Origin of the sequence: Mucispirillum schaedleri ASF457 (genome assembly GCF_000487995.2) — a bacterium.
Lineage (GTDB): Bacteria > Chrysiogenota > Deferribacteres > Deferribacterales > Mucispirillaceae > Mucispirillum > Mucispirillum schaedleri.
This window is the reverse complement of record NZ_CP097562.1, coordinates 282,810-302,104: the sequence shown is the minus strand read 5'-3', so window position 1 is coordinate 302,104 and position 19,295 is coordinate 282,810. Positions and strand designations below refer to the sequence as shown.

General features: G+C 29.0%; 18 protein-coding genes. 15 read left to right on the top strand and 3 right to left on the bottom strand.

Annotation, left to right across the window (positions count from 1 at the left end; genetic code table 11):
* Nucleotides 1-21: 21 nt before the first annotated feature.
* From N508_RS01545 to pdxA, 3 genes are read right to left on the bottom strand one after another with little or no spacing between them, the layout of a single operon-like run.
* Nucleotides 22-600, bottom strand: coding sequence for a 3'-5' exonuclease (locus tag N508_RS01545; RefSeq protein ID WP_023276324.1), 579 nt, complete (start codon nucleotides 598-600; stop codon nucleotides 22-24).
* Nucleotides 581-1,399: a 16S rRNA (adenine(1518)-N(6)/adenine(1519)-N(6))-dimethyltransferase RsmA gene (rsmA, locus tag N508_RS01540; RefSeq protein ID WP_023276323.1), complete on the bottom strand. Its 819-nt coding sequence runs from the start codon at nucleotides 1,397-1,399 to the stop codon at nucleotides 581-583. The genes N508_RS01545 and rsmA overlap by 20 nt, the downstream gene beginning before the upstream one ends.
* Nucleotides 1,374-2,333 carry a 4-hydroxythreonine-4-phosphate dehydrogenase PdxA gene (gene pdxA, locus N508_RS01535; RefSeq protein ID WP_023276322.1) on the bottom strand — a complete coding sequence of 320 codons (960 nt, stop codon included), beginning with the start codon at nucleotides 2,331-2,333 and terminating at the stop codon, nucleotides 1,374-1,376. Before pdxA ends, rsmA begins: the two co-directional genes overlap by 26 nt.
* 173 nt (nucleotides 2,334-2,506) lie before the next feature.
* On the opposite strand from pdxA, the gene N508_RS01530 reads away from it, so the two are divergent.
* The 15 genes from N508_RS01530 (at nucleotide 2,507) to N508_RS01460 (ending at nucleotide 19,295) form a co-directional block, all read left to right on the top strand.
* Entirely contained in the window at nucleotides 2,507-5,347 is a 2,841-nt protein-coding gene (locus N508_RS01530; protein WP_023276321.1) for an anaerobic glycerol-3-phosphate dehydrogenase subunit C, read from the top strand.
* Nucleotides 5,335-6,633, top strand: a complete 1,299-nt coding sequence (locus tag N508_RS01525; RefSeq protein WP_023276320.1) for a hypothetical protein — start codon at nucleotides 5,335-5,337, stop codon at nucleotides 6,631-6,633. Before N508_RS01530 ends, N508_RS01525 begins: the two co-directional genes overlap by 13 nt.
* Nucleotides 6,633-7,376 carry a hypothetical protein gene (locus tag N508_RS01520; protein WP_023276319.1) on the top strand — a complete coding sequence of 248 codons (744 nt, stop codon included), beginning with the start codon at nucleotides 6,633-6,635 and terminating at the stop codon, nucleotides 7,374-7,376. Before N508_RS01525 ends, N508_RS01520 begins: the two co-directional genes overlap by 1 nt.
* A complete protein-coding gene (gene rfaE1, locus N508_RS01515) occupies nucleotides 7,369-8,790 on the top strand; it encodes a D-glycero-beta-D-manno-heptose-7-phosphate kinase (protein ID WP_023276318.1) in 1,422 nt (473 codons plus the stop codon). The genes N508_RS01520 and rfaE1 overlap by 8 nt, the downstream gene beginning before the upstream one ends.
* 10 nt (nucleotides 8,791-8,800) lie before the next feature.
* Entirely contained in the window at nucleotides 8,801-9,742 is a 942-nt protein-coding gene (rfaD, locus tag N508_RS01510) for an ADP-glyceromanno-heptose 6-epimerase (protein WP_023276317.1), read from the top strand.
* The gene (locus N508_RS01505) at nucleotides 9,742-10,872 is read left to right on the top strand and encodes a glycosyltransferase family 9 protein (protein ID WP_023276316.1); all 1,131 of its coding nucleotides are present in this window, start codon (nucleotides 9,742-9,744) and stop codon (nucleotides 10,870-10,872) included. The genes rfaD and N508_RS01505 overlap by 1 nt, the downstream gene beginning before the upstream one ends.
* Nucleotides 10,865-12,304, top strand: coding sequence for an undecaprenyl-phosphate galactose phosphotransferase WbaP (wbaP, locus tag N508_RS01500; RefSeq protein WP_023276315.1), 1,440 nt, complete (start codon nucleotides 10,865-10,867; stop codon nucleotides 12,302-12,304). Before N508_RS01505 ends, wbaP begins: the two co-directional genes overlap by 8 nt.
* 21 nt (nucleotides 12,305-12,325) lie before the next feature.
* Entirely contained in the window at nucleotides 12,326-13,639 is a 1,314-nt protein-coding gene (gene miaB / locus N508_RS01495; protein ID WP_023276314.1) for a tRNA (N6-isopentenyl adenosine(37)-C2)-methylthiotransferase MiaB, read from the top strand.
* Between the two features lies 1 nt (nucleotide 13,640).
* Nucleotides 13,641-14,045 carry a bifunctional nuclease family protein gene (locus N508_RS01490; RefSeq protein WP_023276313.1) on the top strand — a complete coding sequence of 135 codons (405 nt, stop codon included), beginning with the start codon at nucleotides 13,641-13,643 and terminating at the stop codon, nucleotides 14,043-14,045.
* 39 nt (nucleotides 14,046-14,084) lie between these two features.
* Nucleotides 14,085-15,635 carry a long-chain-fatty-acid--CoA ligase gene (locus tag N508_RS01485; RefSeq protein ID WP_023276312.1) on the top strand — a complete coding sequence of 517 codons (1,551 nt, stop codon included), beginning with the start codon at nucleotides 14,085-14,087 and terminating at the stop codon, nucleotides 15,633-15,635.
* A 22-nt stretch (nucleotides 15,636-15,657) separates the two neighbouring features.
* The gene (locus N508_RS01480) at nucleotides 15,658-16,497 is read left to right on the top strand and encodes an outer membrane protein OmpK (RefSeq protein WP_023276311.1); all 840 of its coding nucleotides are present in this window, start codon (nucleotides 15,658-15,660) and stop codon (nucleotides 16,495-16,497) included.
* Between the two features lie 12 nt (nucleotides 16,498-16,509).
* Nucleotides 16,510-16,977: a hypothetical protein gene (locus N508_RS01475; protein WP_040637083.1), complete on the top strand. Its 468-nt coding sequence runs from the start codon at nucleotides 16,510-16,512 to the stop codon at nucleotides 16,975-16,977.
* Nucleotides 16,978-16,980: 3 nt separating this feature from the next.
* Entirely contained in the window at nucleotides 16,981-17,742 is a 762-nt protein-coding gene (locus N508_RS01470) for a purine nucleoside phosphorylase YfiH/LACC1 family protein (protein ID WP_023276309.1), read from the top strand.
* Nucleotides 17,739-18,410, top strand: a complete 672-nt coding sequence (locus N508_RS01465; protein WP_023276308.1) for a YggS family pyridoxal phosphate-dependent enzyme — start codon at nucleotides 17,739-17,741, stop codon at nucleotides 18,408-18,410. Before N508_RS01470 ends, N508_RS01465 begins: the two co-directional genes overlap by 4 nt.
* Nucleotides 18,411-18,485: 75 nt before the next feature.
* Complete coding sequence (locus N508_RS01460) at nucleotides 18,486-19,295, top strand: YggT family protein (protein WP_023276307.1); 810 nt, start codon at nucleotides 18,486-18,488, stop codon at nucleotides 19,293-19,295.

Genomic DNA, 19,295 nt, shown 5'->3' with positions numbered 1-19,295 from the left:
TAAAGTTAATATTTTGCAAGCCTATAAATGAGAAATATTACAAATTCCCTGTTTTTCTAGTATTTTAAAGCATTCTGTTAATATGATTGCTGTATTGACTGCATCAAATAATGCTCTGTGTCTGTCATTTTCTGGAAGTGATATATTAATATTAAAGTAATTAATAAGATTATCAAGTTTATAAGCAGAAAGTCCTGGCACTGCTTTTTTAGCAATTTTTAAAGTATCAATACTGCAAGAAAATGGCAGCTCCAGCAAACAGCAGGCAGCTTCATATTCAATAAACCTCATATCAAAATTAATATTATGACCTACTATAATGCTTTTAGAAGCAAAAGATAAAAAAGATGGCAGCACTTCATGGATAAGTGGTTTATCCTGTACCATTTCATTTGATATCCTATGTATTTTATAAGCATTGTAAGGAATATCAATTTCTGGATTAATTAAAGCAGAGAATGTATCATTATAATCTATCTGATAATCAGGATATATTTTTACTGCTGCTATTTCTACCATTTTTGCATACTTTGGGCTGTATCCAGTTGTTTCTGTGTCTATAACAGTGTATGTTAGTTGATTAAAAGGTGTGTTTCTCATAAGTTATATTAAATAATTCCTTAAATTTTTCAAGAGTTAGTTCTTCTGCTCTTGATGTATTAATAAGACCAGCCTGCGATAACAAGCTGCTTATATCATCAATATCATGCAGATTATTTTTTAAAGTTTTTCTTTTTTGTCTGAAAGCATGACGCAAAAATTTAAAAAACTGCTGCTCTTTTTCACCAGTAAATTCTCTTTCTTTTTTTGGCACAAATTTTAAAACTGTGCTCATTACATTGGCATTAGGCCAAAAATTTGCACCACTTATATCTTTTATTTTTATTGTATCAAAAAAATAACTTGTAAAAACGGAAAGAGAAGAATATGCTTTTGAATTAGGTTTTGCAATAATCCTGTCTGCAACTTCTTTTTGAAACATAAATACCATATTTTTAATATTTTTTCTCATTGCTGCTTTTTCAAATATTTTAACTGATACATTATATGGCAGGTTGCCAATAATAATAACAGGTTTATCTTCATATATTTTATCATAATCAGCAGTTGAAGCATCCTGATTAATAATTGTTAAGTTTTTATAAAAAAAAAGGTATCTATTTAAAAACTCCATAAGCTCAGTATCTATTTCTAAAGCTATTGTTGAAGCTTTTGTTTCTGTAATTAACTGAGTTAAAACACCACATCCCGGTCCTATTTCAATAACATTATCATTTTCAGTAATGTTTGCAGCTTCTATAATTTTATCAAGTATAGCTTTATTTGTTAAAAAATGCTGACCAAATTTTTTCTTTGTAAAACTATCTTCATTTTTAAATGCTTCTAACAGATTTATCATATTCTACCATCATTTTTGCCATATTTACGGCTTTAATTAAACTTGAATAAGAGCATATTCCTTTTCCTGCAATATCAAAAGCTGTTCCGTGGTCAACAGATGTTCTGATAAAGGGCAGGTTAAGTGTAATATTTACAGCTTCTCCAAAGGCATCCATTTTCACAGGTATCATTCCCTGGTCATGATACATTGATATAATAAAGTCCCATTCTTGTGCTTTTGTATATATAGTATCAGCTGGAAATGGGCCATATACATTTATATTATTTTTTCTGCTTTTTTCTATGGCTGGCAAAATAATAGTCTGTTCTTCATAACCTAATGCTCCATTATCACCAGCATGAGGGTTTAAGCCGCATACAGCAATTTTAGGTGATAATCTGCCAAAATACCTGCCTGCATCATAAGCACTTTCTATTGCATTTATAACAGTATTTTCATCTAAATGGGATGCTACATCTTTTAATGGATAATGTGTTGTAGCTAGAATAGTTTTTACATATTTTCCTGCAAGCATCATGGCTTGATTATCTATATTTGAAAGATAAGCTAAATATTCTGTATGACCTGGAAAATTATATCCTGCATCTTTAATAGATTTCTTATTGATAGGGCAGGTGATAACAGCATCAAAATCACCGTTTAATGCACCCTGAACTGCCATATCAATATATGAAATTGCAGCTTTTCCACACTCTGCACTTATTTTGCCATATTCATAGTGAAATATATTATTATCAGGTTCTAATACTGTTAAGTGATCTGGTATATCTTTTTTTAATATATTTTTATATGTCTTTTCTACAATCCATTTATGGCCAATTAATGCAATATCATATTTTTTACTTTCATCATCTAAGAAAAATTTACATACTTCTTCATATCCAATTCCAGCTGGGTCGCCTGCTGTAATAACTAGGGAAAATTTTTGCATACATTACCTTATTTTTTTATATTGTCAGTCATATTTATATTATGAAATATCTACATAAATCAAGTATAAAATTATTTACAAAATATATTTTATACAATATAAAAATTATGCTGTAAATTTGTTTTAAAATTTGATATAATAAAAAAAGATATAATAATTTATATGAGGATTATATGAGTAATTCAAATGAAAATATTTTTGATGAATTAAAGAATAAAGTAACAGGCGATATTTATACTGATAAAATAAGAAGATATATGCACTCTACTGACGGAAGTATTTTTAGAGTAGAGCCTGCATGCATAGTGTATCCAAAATCTACTGATGATGTAGTTGAAATAGTAAAATTTGCAAATAAATATCAGATTTCCATTCACAGTCGTGGTGCAGGTTCTGGTTTATGTGGTGCAGCTATAGGCAGAGGCATAGTTATTGATTTCTGTAAATATATGAATAATATGCTAGGTTATGAAAAAATAAGTGATATAGAAGGCACTTTTACTTGTGAGCCGGGGTATAAATATGGAGAATTAGAAGCATTTTTAAAAGGCAGTTCAATGTGGTTTCCTGCTGCTCCATCAAGTGGTGAATATGCAACATTTGGTGGAATGTATGGCACAAATGCTGGTGGTGGATATTCTGTCAAGTATGGTAATGTGGCAGATTATATAGTTGATGCAGAAGTAGTTTTTCATGATGGGCATATAGATACTTTTTCAAATATAGCAAAAACTGATATTGGTAAATTAAGTCCTGAATTAAAAGAGCTTTATGGTGTTTTAAATAATAATCAGCATGTTATAAATGGTTCTTATCCACCTATAAAATGCAATGTATGCGGCTATGAATTAAGAGATGCTGTTTATGAAAACTCATTAAAACTTCATAAATTGTTTGGCGGTTCTGAAGGCACTCTTGGTATTATTACTAAGCTTACTTTTAGAGTAATCCGTAAAAAACCATATAATGCATTAGTTATTGCATATTTTGATAATAAAACAAACAGCTCAAAAGCTGCTCAAGTAGGTTTAAAATTTGAGCCTGCTGGTATAGAGATAATGGATAAATCTCTTTTAAATTTAGCAGTTACTCATGAACCATCATTAGAAGGCAGGATTCCAACAGATGTTGATAATATATTAATGTTTGAATTTGAAGGGGATAGCATAGAAGAAGTAAGTAAATACTGCCAAGATACAGTAAAAGAAATAACTGAGAAAAACTATGCTTCTAAAACATTTACAGCAGTAAGTGAAGAAGAAAAAGCAAGCTACTGGGCAGTTAGAAAAGCTGCAGTTCCTATATTGTATTTATTAAAAGGTAAAAAGAAAATTCTTGCATTAGTAGAAGATGCAGCAGTGCCTACTGATAAATTAGTTGAATATTTTGATGGACTTTATGAAATATTTACTAGACATAAAGTAGATTTTGTAAGTTATGGTCATATTGCAAAAGGTCTTTTACATAACAGACCTTTACTAGATTTAAAAGACCCTTATGATATAAACTTATTAAAAATATTAGCAGATGAAGTATTTGAGCTTGTAAACAAATTAAATGGCACAATATCTGGAGAACATGGAGATGGAAGAATTCGTTCATGCTATATTAATAAACAGTATAATACAGAGCTTTATTCTTTATTTTTGAGAGTAAAATCTATATTAGACCCAGATGGATTATTTAACCCTGAAATAAAAGTTGTAAGTGACCCTGCTCAAATGACTAAACATTTAAGATATGGTGCTGATTATGGTGTAAGTGATAAAGCATTAAATAAACAGCTTGTATGGGAAGAAGATTTTATTTTAGAAGCAGAAAAATGTCATGGCTGTTCAAAATGCACAACAGTTACAAATGCTACCAGAATGTGTCCTGTATATAAAGCTTTAAGAGATGAAGCAGCAGCACCAAAAGCAAAGGCAAATATTTTAAGAGGGCTTTTAAGTAATGTAATAGATTCTGAAGCAATGTATCAGGAAGCATTTCAGTATGTGATAAATCACTGTGTAAACTGTGGAAGCTGCTCAAAAGAATGTCCATCAAAAGTGAATATACCAAAACTTGCCTTAGAAGCAAAATCAAGATATGCTAAAAAATTTGGTGTTTCAATGGATGCAAAATTAGTTACTAATTTTGAAATGGCAGGAAAAATTACTCATAAATTAAGCCCTGTAGTTTCAGCATTAATGGCACCAAAATTTATGCGTAATATACTTAAAATTACAACTGGTCTTTCAAGTAACAGAAAATTTGTAAAATTTGCATCTAAATCATTATATGAACGAGTAAACCAAACAGAAGGCAATGGAGAAAAAGTTGTAATGTATTTTGCTGGATGCTATGCATCCTACATTAAACCTGAAATTGGTGAAAGCACAATAAATGTTCTTAAAAAATTAGGTTATAAAGTAGTAACTCCTGATCAGCACTGCTGCGGTATTCCACATTTATCAAAAGGACTAGCAAAAGATACACGAAATCAAATCAAAAAGAATTTAAAAGAATGGGGCAGCTTAATAGATCAGGTTGATTATATAGTTTCTGCTTGTTCAAGCTGCACATTATCTTTAACAAAAGAATGGCTTTATTACCAAAATGATGAAATTACTCAAAAAATTAGAGATAAAACTATATTTATTATGGATTTAGTTGAAAAACATATAGATAAAGTTGAAGTTTTAGAACAAAATATGAGCCTTGGTTATCATATACCATGCCATATAAAACTGTTAAAAAATCCTGCAAGCACTCAAAATGTTTTAAAAAAACTTAAAGGGATAAAAGTAGATGATTTAAAAAGCGGCTGCTGTGGTATGGCAGGAAGCTGGGGAATGTCTGCTAAAAACTATGATTTATCAATAAAAATAGGCAAACCTATGGTGGATAAGCTAATGGCTTCACAATGTAGTGCAGGTATTACAGAATGTCCTACATGTTCTATGCAAATGGAGCATTTAGGCAGTAAAGAAGTAATGCATCCTATTGAGGTAGTAGATAAATGTATAAAATAACATTTACTGTTTTTTCTATACTGATTTTTGCTTTTAATGGATATAGTGCTGATAATAAAAGTAAAAATAATGTAGAAAATAAAAAGGCTGAAACAACAATTAAAGCTCCAGATATGAGTTTTAATGATGATTATTTTGTAGGTTTGAAAGCTTATGATGATGGTTTGTATGATGTGGCTGAATATTGTCTTGCAAATTATTTAAAATATGAAAATAAGTCTCAAAAAGCAGGTTTTGCAACATATCTGCTTTATCAGGTATATATGTCGCAAGGTAACTATAAAGCTGCACAATATAGTTTTGCTCAGCTTGCAAATTTTAAAGACAGTAGGTTTGATAGACAAAAAATGCTTAAAGACCAAATGTTTATAGAAACAAAATTAAACTGTAATGGAGCAAAAAATCTGCTTTTAACAAGTCCTAAAAATGAGTATCTTGAAGTTTATGCAAAAAGTTCATGTATAGTTGATAAAGATATTACTAATCTTTTAAGCAGAATTGATGTATCTTCTGAAACACTGTATACTGTGTTAGAAAGAGTGCATAAAGATAAGGAACTTGTTTTTTCTACTTATGATAATTTAAAGGCAGAAAAACGCACACCTAAACTTATGAATTTTTATGGTAAATATTTTTACTCTAATAATATGAAAGCAGAGTTTTATGCTCTTTATAAAATATATCAGGACAGCGAACTTACTTCATTTGTGCTTGATGATATATGGAAAAATGGTGATTATAAGAAATATATTGAGTCATTTAAAAAAGAAGTAAAAAATGATTATAAGCTTGATAAAGTAGTATATTGCAGAATGATAGAAGCATCTAATAAAGAAATGATTAATTTTGACTGTGATTTAGTGGATAAATGTCTTGGCACAAAAAGTCCTGATTTTAATAAGACAAAATTAGCATGTTATATGAGAAAAGAAGATAAAGAAAAAATCTCATGGTTTATAGGCACCTTAACTGTTCAGGATACTTTAAAGCTTTGCGAATACAGTAAATATATTATAGGCAAAAAGTTATATAATATTAAGTTTTTGAATAAATTTGAAAGATGCCCAGATAAAGCATCTATGTATGAATCGCTGTTGAAATTTAAAGACTATAATGCAGTAATCAAATTAGGCGGCAGTGGAAGCAGTCAGTTAGATACTGCTTATATGGCAATAGCTTATTTTTATCTTGGAAATGATGCTCAGTATAATAATTATTTAAATAAAATTACTGATGTGGATTTATCTGGTATGGTAAAAAGAGCTGTAAACAGAGGTAATTTATAATGTGGAAAGTTGCTGTTGGAGTTTTACTAATAGTGGGTGGTATAGCATTCAGCGGTTATAAATATTTTACTGGTGAAGAAAATAAACTTTATGAACAGGCTAAACAGTTAGAGGCAGAAGGTAAAATATATGAAGCTCATGATACTATTTTAAAAGCTTTAGAGCTTAATCCAACTAATAGAAAAATTATTGCTTATAAATCTCAGCTTTTTGCACAAGTGGACAGCGATACAAAATTGAAAAATGCAGTGTCATACAGGAATAGTGCAGTGCGTGCAATGGATAGAGGTGATTATGTTGATGCAGCAGAAAAACTTGATAAAGCAAATACTTTAGTATATGAAATTTTTCCATCATCACCAGTTTATGAAAAAGCAGAAGAGTTACAGGCTCAGATTTTAAAAGATGCTGAAAGACTTAAAAGAGAACTGCCTGAAAGATACTATAATAGAGCAAAAGAACTTGCTAATAATGGTGAATATGAAAGAGCTTATAATGCTTTATTATATATAAAACAACCAAGCAGTAAAATTATAGAGTTAATGGACCAGCTTGCTTATCAGATAGGCAATGATAAAATGGCAGAAATAGAAAGGGACAGTAATCCAACAGCTTTTTTAATAAGAGATGCCATAAACTGGTATAATCAAATAAGTAGTGATTCTCCAAATCAAATTGATGCAAAAATTAAAGCTGCAAGTTTAAATAAAAAATTAAAGGAAGTAGAAAAGAAAAATGAATAAATTATTATCAGATTTAAATTTTAGCAAGGCAAATGTATTAATAGTTGGCGATATGATGCTTGATAGATATTATTATGGAAGTGTATCAAGAATTTCACCAGAAGCACCTGTTCCTGTGATAAATGTTAAATCAGAAAGCTATACTCTTGGTGGTGCTGGTAATGTTGTAAATAACATAAAAGGGCTTACAGCAGACTGCACTATAATAGGAGCAGCAAAGAAAGATGATGATGCAGGAATGCGTTTATATAATTTATTTAATGGTATTCAGGCTAAGTCATTTTTTATTGATGCAGATATGCCAACTATTTCTAAATTAAGAGTAATAGGCAGCAAACAGCAGATTGCAAGGCTTGATTTTGAAGATATTCATCCATTTAGTGAAGATGTAAATAATAAAATAAAATCTATATATGAAAATGAACTTGAAAAGCATAATATAATTATTATTTCAGATTATGGCAAAGGTTTATGCTCTAAAGAAATTTGTTCTTTTATCATAGATAAAGCTAATTCTCAAAATAAAAAAGTATTGATAGACCCAAAAGGAAGTAACTGGGATAAATACAGCAATGCTTATCTTGTAACTCCAAATGTAAAAGAATTAAGCGAAGTATGTGGATGTGAAATAGAAAATGAAGATGAACCTGTTATAAAATACGGCACAATGATTAGAGAAAAATATAATCTTACATATCTTATAATTACAAGAAGCGAAAAAGGTATTACAATAATTGGTAAAGACCATATACAAACAATTCCAACTCAGGCAATGGAAGTTTTTGATGTTTCAGGTGCTGGAGATACAGTTATTTCAAGTATTGCAGTATTTTTAGGATTACATTTCAATATTGATGATGCAGTTTATCTTGCAAATGCAGCAGCAGGTGTTGTTGTTGGAAAACTTGGAACTGCACCAATTACTTTATCCGAACTTCACTATTCTCTAAATGGTTTTAGAAGCTCAAAAATTGTTTCTTACAATCATATTGCAGATATTATTAAAAGAGAAAAATCATTTAATAAAAAGATAGTTTTTACTAATGGCTGTTTTGATATTATTCACAGAGGACATGTTACTTATTTAAAACATGCAAAAGAATTAGGTGATATTCTTGTTTTAGGTTTAAACAGTGATGATTCTGTTAGAAGATTAAAAGGTCCAGCAAGACCTGTTAATAATGAGCAGGACAGGGCAGTAGTTTTAGAAGCTTTAGAATGTGTTGATTACATAGTTTTTTTTGAAGAAGATACACCACTTAATTTAATCAAAAATATTATGCCTGATATATTAGTGAAAGGCGGCGATTATAAAGAAGAAGATGTTGTTGGCAAAGAATATGCAGGCAGAGTTAAAATTATAGATTTTGTTCAAGGATATTCTACAACATCCACTATTAATAAATTAAAATAGGAGCATTGATATGATAATTGTAACTGGTGGAGCTGGATTTATAGGCTCAAATATTGTTAAAGGATTAAATGAGAGAGGAATTGATAAAATAATAATAGTTGATAATTTATCAAATGCTTCTAAACATAAAAATTTAAATAAAATCAAATTTTATGATTATATAGATAAAACTGATTTTAATATAAAAGAATTTCTTGCAAATAATAATGTGAAAGCAGTGTTTCATCAAGGTGCATCATCTAACACTATGGAAACAGATGGCAAATATATGATGAAAAATAATTATGAATGCACAAAAGATACTTTTAATGTATGCCAGAAACATAATGTTCGTTTATTTTATGCATCAAGTGCATCTGTATATGGTAATGGGGATAATGGATTTATTGAAGAAGAAAAATGCGAATATCCATTAAATGTGTATGCTTTCAGTAAATATCAGTTTGACAGGTATTTAAACCAGCATTTTGCAGATATTGAAAGTCAGGTTGTAGGACTTAGATATTTTAATGTATATGGTCCGCAGGAAAACCATAAAGGTAAAATGGCATCAGTTGCTTTTCATATGTTTAATCAAATAAAGAATAATGAGCCTATGAAACTTTTTGAAGGAAGTGAAAATTTTAGAAGAGATTTTATATATGTAGATGATGTAGTATCAGTTAACATGTTCTTTTATGATAATCCTGATAAATCAGGTATTTTTAACTGTGGAACAGGTCATGCAGAAAGTTTTTGTGAAATAGCTAATGCTTTAAAAGAAAAATATATAAATGCAAAAGTGGAATATATACCATTTCCTGACAGCTTAAAAGGCAAATATCAAACATTTACAGAAAGCAATATTACAAAACTTCGTAATGCTGGATATGATAAGCCTTTTACAAGCCTTAAATCAGGAACATTAAAATATGCTGAAATCTTAGAAAAAAGCGGCGGATATATTATTTAATGAAATTTAATTTTGGTAAGCAGAAATTAAAAAAACTTATTGATAATTCTGTATTAAAAAAGAAAGATTCTCTTATAGGTCTTCCTGTTTTATTTACATTAACAGGGTTTTCTAACATTCGTCAGGCATACAAACCTGAAGTTGTTAATAAAATAGCACTTTTAAAAATTACTTCTGTAAGAGATACTATTTTTACATCTTCATCTGTTAAAGTATTAAAAAAAACATATCCAAATGCAAAAATAACTTATTTTACTGGTGAGGATAATTTTAATATTGCTTCAGAAATAGAAGGCATAGATAATACAGTAAGGCTTTTTTCCAATGACTTATCAAAAAGTATGAAAATAGTAAAAAATGCAGGTCATTTTGATTTATGGATAGATTTTGGGGCATGGTCTCGTTTTGAAGCAATAATGACTCAGACTGCAAAAGCATCTTATAAAATTGGGTTTAAAACAGAGGGAGAGCACAGACATTTTGCTTATGATAAAGTGGCTGATTATTCTTTTGATATACATGAAACAGCAAACTATTCTTTTTTACTTTCATCTATTGGCTTAAAAGTAAATAAGAATGAAATAGAAGTAAAACAAGCAGAAATTGCTGATGATAAGATTGTAGTAATTGATATTTTTGCAGACAATATTGAGCAGAATAATAGAAAATACAGTCAAAGTAACTGGAAAATTATAGTAGAGCATTTAAATAAACTTGGATACAGGGCAGCATTAATTGGTGATAAAAAGAATTTAGAGGAAGCAGAAGCATTTAATGAGCTTGCAGGCAGCAGTGCAGATATTGATTTTCTTGTAGGCAGGCTTGATTTTGCAGATAAAATAAAACTTATATCCAGTGCTGCTCTTATTATATCATGTGATACATCAGTTCTGCACACTGGTGTATTTCTAGGTAAAAAGGTAGTAGGGCTTTATGGTCCAACAGATAAAAAAAGATATTCACCTGTTGGCGATAATGTATATATCATATATTCTAACGGCTGCTCTGGATGCCAAAACCTTTATGGTGATGAAAAATGCACAATGGATAAACCAGACTGTATGGATAGTATACCTGTAGAAAGTGTTATATCAAAAATAGATTTAGCATTAGGAGTAAATCTTGAATAACAACAATAGTAAACTGCATATTAAAAATATAATATTTATACTTATATTATTAGCAGGAGATATTGCTGCATATTTTGTTTCTTTAATTTTAGCATATAATACAAGAATATTGACTGACAGCTTTATGTCTGCTGCTCCGTTTGCTTTTTTATTAGAATATTTAGCTACTGGTTTATGGTGGATACCTGTTATATTTATATTAATGCTTGCTTATAGAAATTTATATACTTTAAAAAAACCTTTCTGGCATGAAAGCAGACGCTTGCTGCTGTCATGTTTTATGACTTTTCTTGTTGTATTTTCAATAGTATCATTAGGCAAACTTTCTAATTTTGTTTCAAGACTTTTTTTAATTTTTTTATTTGTATATTTGATGATATTTGTTACATTATTCAGATATATTTTAAAAACAAAAGTTTTAAACAGAAAATTTTTTGCAGAAAATATTGTTATTATTGGATATTCTAATTATTTAGACCATGTAAAGCATAGTATACTTCATGAAAATGGTTTATGTTTTTATGCAGCAGGTGTAGTTTTAACAGATAACTGCAAATATACAGGCAGCCAAAAAATTTTAGGACATATTTCTGATATTGAAAGTATTATTAAAAAATATAATATAACTTCTGCTGTTGTTATAAAAAATGAAGTAGACAAATCTTTTGAAAAGATACTAAATAATCTGCAGATTAATTTAAATAAATTATTGATAGTGCTAGATTCTCAAGGCATAGGATTTTCCAATACAGAAGCTGTTCAGCTTTTATATACAGGCTTAAATTATATACAAATTAATAATAATTTTAAATCTTTGCTGAATAGTATTATAAAAAGGTTGTGTGATATTATATTATCTATAATACTGCTGCCATTTTTGCTTATTTTGATTGGTTTTATAGCAGTTTTAATTAAATCAACATCCAAAGGGCCTGTTTTTTATGGACATAAAAGAGTTGGAAGGTATGGAAAAGAGTTTAAAGTTTTAAAATTCCGCTCTATGTATCAAGATGCTGATGTCAGGTTAAAAGAAATACTTGCTAATGACGAAGAAATTAGAAAAGAATGGAATACATACTATAAACTGAAAAAGGACCCTAGAATCACTAAAGTAGGCAGATTTTTAAGAAAATCATCACTTGATGAATTGCCCCAGATATTTAATGTTTTAAAAGGGGAAATGAGTTTTGTAGGTCCAAGACCTGTTTTACAGGATGAATTAGATAAATATTATAAAGAATTATCATCATATTACTATATGGTGCATCCTGGTATTACTGGGCTTTGGCAGATAAGCGGAAGAAATGAATTAAACTATGAAATGCGTGTAGCAAAAGATTCATGGTATGTATTAAACTGGTCAATATGGCTTGATATTGTAATATTGTTTAAAACTCCAGGTGCTGTTTTTCAAAAAAAAGGTGCCTATTAAAATAAACTTATAAGGATATTTATGACTACAAAACATTATTTTATATACACATTTGGTTGTGCTATGAATGAGTATGATACTGAAAGAATTGCAGCAGCTTTAGAAGCAAAAGGGTATATTCCTTCAGATAAAGTAAATGATTCTGATTTTATTGTATTAAATACATGCAGTGTAAGAGAAAAACCACAGGTTAAAATATTAAGCTATTTAGGTCAAATCAGACTTTTAAAAGAGAAAAATCCTAATATAATAGTTGGTATCTCTGGTTGTGTTGCTCAACAGGAAGGCAATAAATTTCTAAAAAATAATAAAGTAGTTAATTTTGTTATGGGTACAGATGCTATATCCCATATTGATAATATTATAGAAAGAGCAATAAATGGTGAAAGATTTGCAGATACATATATAGATAGTTCATCTTTTTCTATTTCAAATTTCAACAGGAAAGATAAAATTGCTGCAAATGTTACTATAATGAAGGGCTGCAATAATTTTTGCAGTTACTGTATTGTTCCTTATGTTCGCGGCAGAGAAGTTTCAAGACCTTCTACAGAAATCTTAAATGAAATAAAATCACTTATTGATAAAGGTGCAAAAGAAGTATGTCTTTTAGGACAGAATGTTAATTCTTATGGTAAAAATTTATCAGAAGATATTAATTTTCCTAAACTTTTATCAATGGTAAATAAAATAGATGGTTTAGAAAGAATAAGGTTTGTAACATCACACCCTAAAGATTTTTCTATCAATATGATTAATGCAATGGCTGAAAACGAAAAAGTATACCGTTATCTTCATTTGCCTTTACAATCAGGCTCTAATATTATTCTTAAAGCTATGAATAGAAAATATACTTATGAAGATTATAAAGAAAAAATAGAACTGGCACGGAAAATTATGCCTGACATAGAGTTTTCATCAGATTTTATCATAGGTTTTCCAAATGAAACAGATGAAGATTTTAATGCTACATTAAAAGCAGTAGAAGAAATAGGGTATGACAGAATATTTGCATTTAATTATTCTCCACGCCCTGGCACAAAAGCATTTGATATTGAAGATAATGTTCCTGCAAATGTGAAATCTGAAAGGTTAAATACTCTTTTTACATTTCAGGACAGCCTTTATGATAAAAAACTTACTGAAATGAAAGGGATTACTACTCAAGTTTTAGTTACAGATATTGATGAAACAAAAGAATATTCATATTATGGATTAAATATATATAATAGAAAGGTTGCTTTTTCATCTAAAAATAAGTTAGAATATGGAAGCATAGTAAATGTATTAATTGATACTGCAAAAAGAAACTGTATGTATGGTATAGAGGTATAATATGTTAATTCGTCTATTTTTTAAACGCATAATTAAAGAGCCTGTTCAGTCAAGATATTTAATGCTTTTGCAGGATAATCAAGAACGATATTTACATATATATGTAGGAGAAAGAGAAGGGGAAACAGTGGCTTCATGGAAAGAATCTATTAAACCACCACGTCCTATGACTTATGATTTAATAAGCTCTATATTAAATCTTTCAGACAGCATAGTTTTAACAAAGATATTAATAGATGGTTGCAGTCAAGATATATTTTATGCTAAAATGTTCTTTAATGTAAATGGAGAAGAAAAAGTTATAGACTGCAGACCATCAGATGCTATTGCAGTAGGTTTAAGAATGAATGTTCCAATATATGCAGAAGCCTGTGTTTTAGAAAAATATGGACTTGTAATTATATAATTAGTTTAGTTTTACTATAAAAATAAAGAGGTTGTTATTATGAGATATCCTAATCTTGGCGAAATGATGACAATTCAAGCAAAACGCTGGAAAAATAAACCCCTTGTATATTTTGAAGATAAAGTTTATACATACATGCAGGTGGAAAAAATTGCAAATAAAGCTGCTCGTATGCTGAAAGAAAAAGGCTTAAAAAAAGGCGATAAAGTAGCTGTAATTATGGAAAATTCAGCTCATTATATTATATCTCTTGTTACTATTTTTAAGACTGGAGCTGTTGCTATTCCAGTAAATAATATGCTTAGAGAAAGTGAATTTGCTTATATTTTAAATGACAGTTATACAAAATATGTATTTTTATCTGAAAAATATGCAGAGTATGCAAACTATTTAAAAGATAATGTTTCTTCTTTAGAAGATATTTTAAGCTGGGAAAAAATCAACTGTAATTCAATTAATGTTACAGAAGCATCTGCCCCATTTTCTGATGAGCCGTTAGAATATAACTTTGGTTATGATGACTTAGCTTTTTTTGTTTATACCTCAGGAACAACAGGTCACCCAAAGGGTGCAATGTTAAGCCATGGCAATATGTTAAATGATGCAGAATCTATAGATGGTGCATTAAAATGGCAGTCATCTAAAAAATTTCTTTTATTTTTGCCAATATTTCATTCATATACTCTTATGACATCAGTTTTATATCCTATGTATATAGGCTGCAGTATTATTATGTTTGCATCAGTTATGGAGCTTAAAACTAAAAAATTCAGACAGACTTTAATATTTAAAAGACCTAAAGTAATGGTTGGTGTGCCGCAGGTTTATCAGGCTTTAATAAAAGCACAAATGCCAAAATGGTTTATTAAGTTTTTTTATCCAATTCAGCTGCATATTTCAGGTGGAGCACCGATTTCTTCTGATACACTTGATGCTTTTGAGAAAAAATTTGGTGTCCCTATTGTTGAAGGATATGGACTTTCTGAAGCATCACCTGTTGTTGCTGTTAATACTGTGGAATATCACAGAGCAGATAGTGTTGGTAAACCAATGCCAGGTATACAGGTTAAAATAGTAGATGAAGAAGAAAATGAAGTGCCTGTTGGTGAAGTTGGTGAATTGATTGTAAAAGGAGGCAATGTTATGAAAGGCTATTATCATATGCCAAAAGCAACAGATGATGCTATACGCAATGGCTGGCTTTTTACTGGTGATTTTGCTAAACTTGATGAAGATGGTTTTATATATATAGTTGACAGGAAAAAAGATTTAATTATTTCAAAAGGTATGAATGTATACCCAAGAGAAGTGGAAGATATTATTAAACAGTTAGATGGAGTTGAAGCAGTTGCAGTAATTGGTGTTCCTATAGAAGGTAGAGATGAAATGATACTTGCTTATGTTATGAAAAATGAAAACTCAAATCTTACTGTATCAGATATAAAAGCACATTTAAAAGAATGCTTAGCATCATTTAAAACACCAAAACATATTGTTATAGTTAATGAGCTGCCACTCACAGCAACTGGTAAAGTTTTAAAACGAGAGTTAAAAGCGAAAGTTTTAAATGGTGAATTTAAAATAGATTAATAATTTAATCTATTGCATAATTATGAAACAAATAATTATTATTGTTATATTAATAATACTGCCTTGTGTTGTTTTTGCACAAAATAATATGTTTAATAATAATACTAAAAATCATTTTTCTAATAAAGATTTTTATGGTAGTGCTGATATATCTATGGATTATAAATTTAATTCTATCAGACCTTATGAAGAATCTAAGCCAGATACTGTTACTACCTTAGGGCTTAATCTACGATATGATTATTTTGATTTTTCTGGATATATTGATATTCATGATATATTTTATATATATAATGATAAACCTTATGTATTTGGAGAAATCAATAACTATCTTTTTGGTGAGATAAATCCTAGAATATCACTTTTAGCACTGGCAGGTCAGAAGCTAAGTGGCAGAAATATTTTTAAAGATTTTTTAATTGCTTATAACTTTACTTTTGATTCTGATGATTTACTGCAGCATTATATGGGATTTGGTATTGATTTTAATATTCCAATACTATCATATTTAAAAATAAATCTTTATGCAAGGTATAATCAGGCATATTATGGCAGAAATGAAAATTCTTTTGATGGATTTTTATTAAATATTATTTATGAAGTACCTGTATATACTTTTTCTTCTGGTATAGAGATTGTATATTCAAGCTGGTTTAAGTATATTTTTGCTCCAAGCACAAGCGGAAATATTGAAAATGAAACAGATTATTCTATTCAGTGGAAAAATACTTTTAAAGTAGGGTATAAAGGTTTTTATCTTGCTTATTCATATAAGCATAATACAAATTATTTAGAGTTGAATACAAGAAGTGCTCAGGAAGGAGAGCATTCTATTGGTATTTATTATTCTTATAGATTTTAGTAATGGTGATGTATGTATAAAATATTATTTTCTTTAATAATATGCTTATTTATTTCAACACAAAGCTATGCACAGATTTTTATTTCAAAAATGCCAAACTGCTCTAAGGTAACTTTTTATGAAGATAATATCATAATAGGCTCATGTAAGATGAATGTATATATTGCTTATACTGATGAACAAAAAATATGTGGTATGCTTAATTTTACAGATGAGACATTTATAAAAGACGGTATGCTTTTTATAGAAAAAGATGATAAGGCTAAAACTCATTACTTTCATACAGAAGGTATGAAAATGGATATACGCATTATGGGAGTAATAAAACAAGCAGATAAAACATATACAGTATATAATAATGATGCAAAATATTCACCATCCGGAATAAAAACTGTTATCATATATGGTGATGGAGTATTTGAAACAAGTGAAAAAAAATACCAAAATGGATTAAATAAATGTCTAACAGGTGTAAAATAAATTATGGATATTAGTAAAACTAAATCATACATTACAGCAGAAAATGCACCAATAGGGATAGAAATCAAAACATCTACTCGTTATGGTGGTTTTTCCAGTGCTCCATATAACAGCTTAAATATGGGATATTTTACAGGAGATGATATTACTGCTGTAATAAAAAATTACTATTATTATCAAAATATTACAAAAACATATAATATCGTTACTTTAAATCAGATTCATTGTAATACTGTTTTAGAAGTAAATAAAGAAAATGCTGCAGATATTATGTTTTCAAAAGCAGATGGTTTATTCACTTATGAAAATAATCTGCCATTAGGTGTGATTACAGCAGATTGTCTGCCTGTAATGCTTGCAGGAAATAAATGTATTTCGTCACTTCACTGTGGCTGGAGAAGTTTAAATGCTGGTATTATTGATAATGCTTTTAAACTTTTTAAAAAATATGATGATATGCCAGTTTATGCTTATATTGGTGCAGGAATATGTGAACAATGTTATGAAGTTCGTGATGATTTAGTAAATCAGTTAAACCCTGCATATAATCCAGCTTCGGCATTAACAGAAAAAGTGCAGGGACAGTATTTACTAAATATGAAAAAACTTGCATCTAATGCTTTAATTTATAATGGATTAAGTATTGATAATATAGAAATAAGTAAATATTCTTCATGCTGTAGTAAAGGCTTTTACTCATATAGATTAGAAAATGGAAAAACTGGCCGCATGGTTACAACTATACAAAGAGCAGTAAGACAGTGAGTGTTATAGAAAATTATAATGAAATATTAAATAGTGTAAAAGAAGTATCAAAGCAGGCAAATCATCATGTAGATATACTTGCAGTATCAAAAACACAATGTGTAGAAAAAATGACAGAGCTTGCATTGAATAATGTTAAAATGTTTGGTGAAAGCAAAGTGCAGGAAGCAGTTCCTAAAATAGAATATTTATCCAGTAAATACAATGACTTAGAGTTTCATTTTATAGGAAAGGTGCAGACAAATAAGCTGAAAAAAATAGTAGAATATTTTTCCTTAATTCATTCTGTAGATAGACTTGATGTATTACCATTAATAGATAAATATGCTCATGAACTTAATAAGAAACAAAATATCTTAATACAAATAAACATAGCTTATGAAATGCAGAAAAATGGTATAGACCCAGTTTTGCTTGATGATATTATAAAAAGTGCATTAGATTATAAAAATATTACATTAAAAGGTTTAATGTTTATGCCGCCTTATGAAGAAGATGTAACTAAAAATATACCTTATTTTAAACAGGCAGCAGCACTATTTTATAAGTATAAAAATGATACTTTTAATATATTATCTATGGGTATGAGTCATGATTTTAAAGAAGCTGTTATGTGTGGTGCTACACTTGTAAGAGTAGGCACCAGTATTTTTGGAGAAAGAGTTTAAAAATAACTTAAAGATATTGAATTTTTTTTATTTTTAGTTCATTATAAAAAGCAATATAGTTGTGTGGAGAGATAAATGGCTTTTATACTTTTTTTAGCAAAGTGTTATATAGTTATACTTTTATTTAGATTTGTTACCACAAAGCAGGAACTGATATTTAATCCATTAGGAAAAGTTCTTGCAAAAGCAGTTAATCCACTGCTTCCAAAAAATAATGAAAAATTTATTCCTTTATTAATTACTGCTATTATAATAATCACATCATTATTATATTCTATTTCATCTACTGCTGTAGAATTTCAAACTAAATTACTGTCAGCTTTGATTAATTATGCACATTTTTTTATGCTTTTTTATATAGTTTCTATGATATTTGGCAGTTTTGGCAACAGACCTATTGGCGGAGGATTTATTGCATTATTTTTTAGATTAGGACTGCCATGGGTAAAAATGACAAGACTTTTTATTCCAATAAACAGTGGTAAAATTATTATTCCAGCTATTATTGTTGTCTATCTTTTAACTGTATGCTTAACTGCTGTTATTAATACTATTTTTAATCTTATCATATATCAGTCCATTGGTAATGTGGCAAATGTTTTTATTTCTGCATTTGCTTCTAGTGCATATAAAATATTTGGTTTATTATATTATATGAGTTTTGTAATTGCATTCAGAGCATTAATATCATGGGTCAGCCCAGACCCTAGAAATATCATTGTTCAGTTAGTATATACTATAACTGAGCCTGTGCTTGAACCATTAAGACGCATAATACCACCTATTGGCATTATTGATTTTTCAGCACTTATTGCTATGATTGGTTTTTATTTTGGCGGTATGATACTTCAAAATATTGTGCGGCCTTTTATTTATTTAATATGA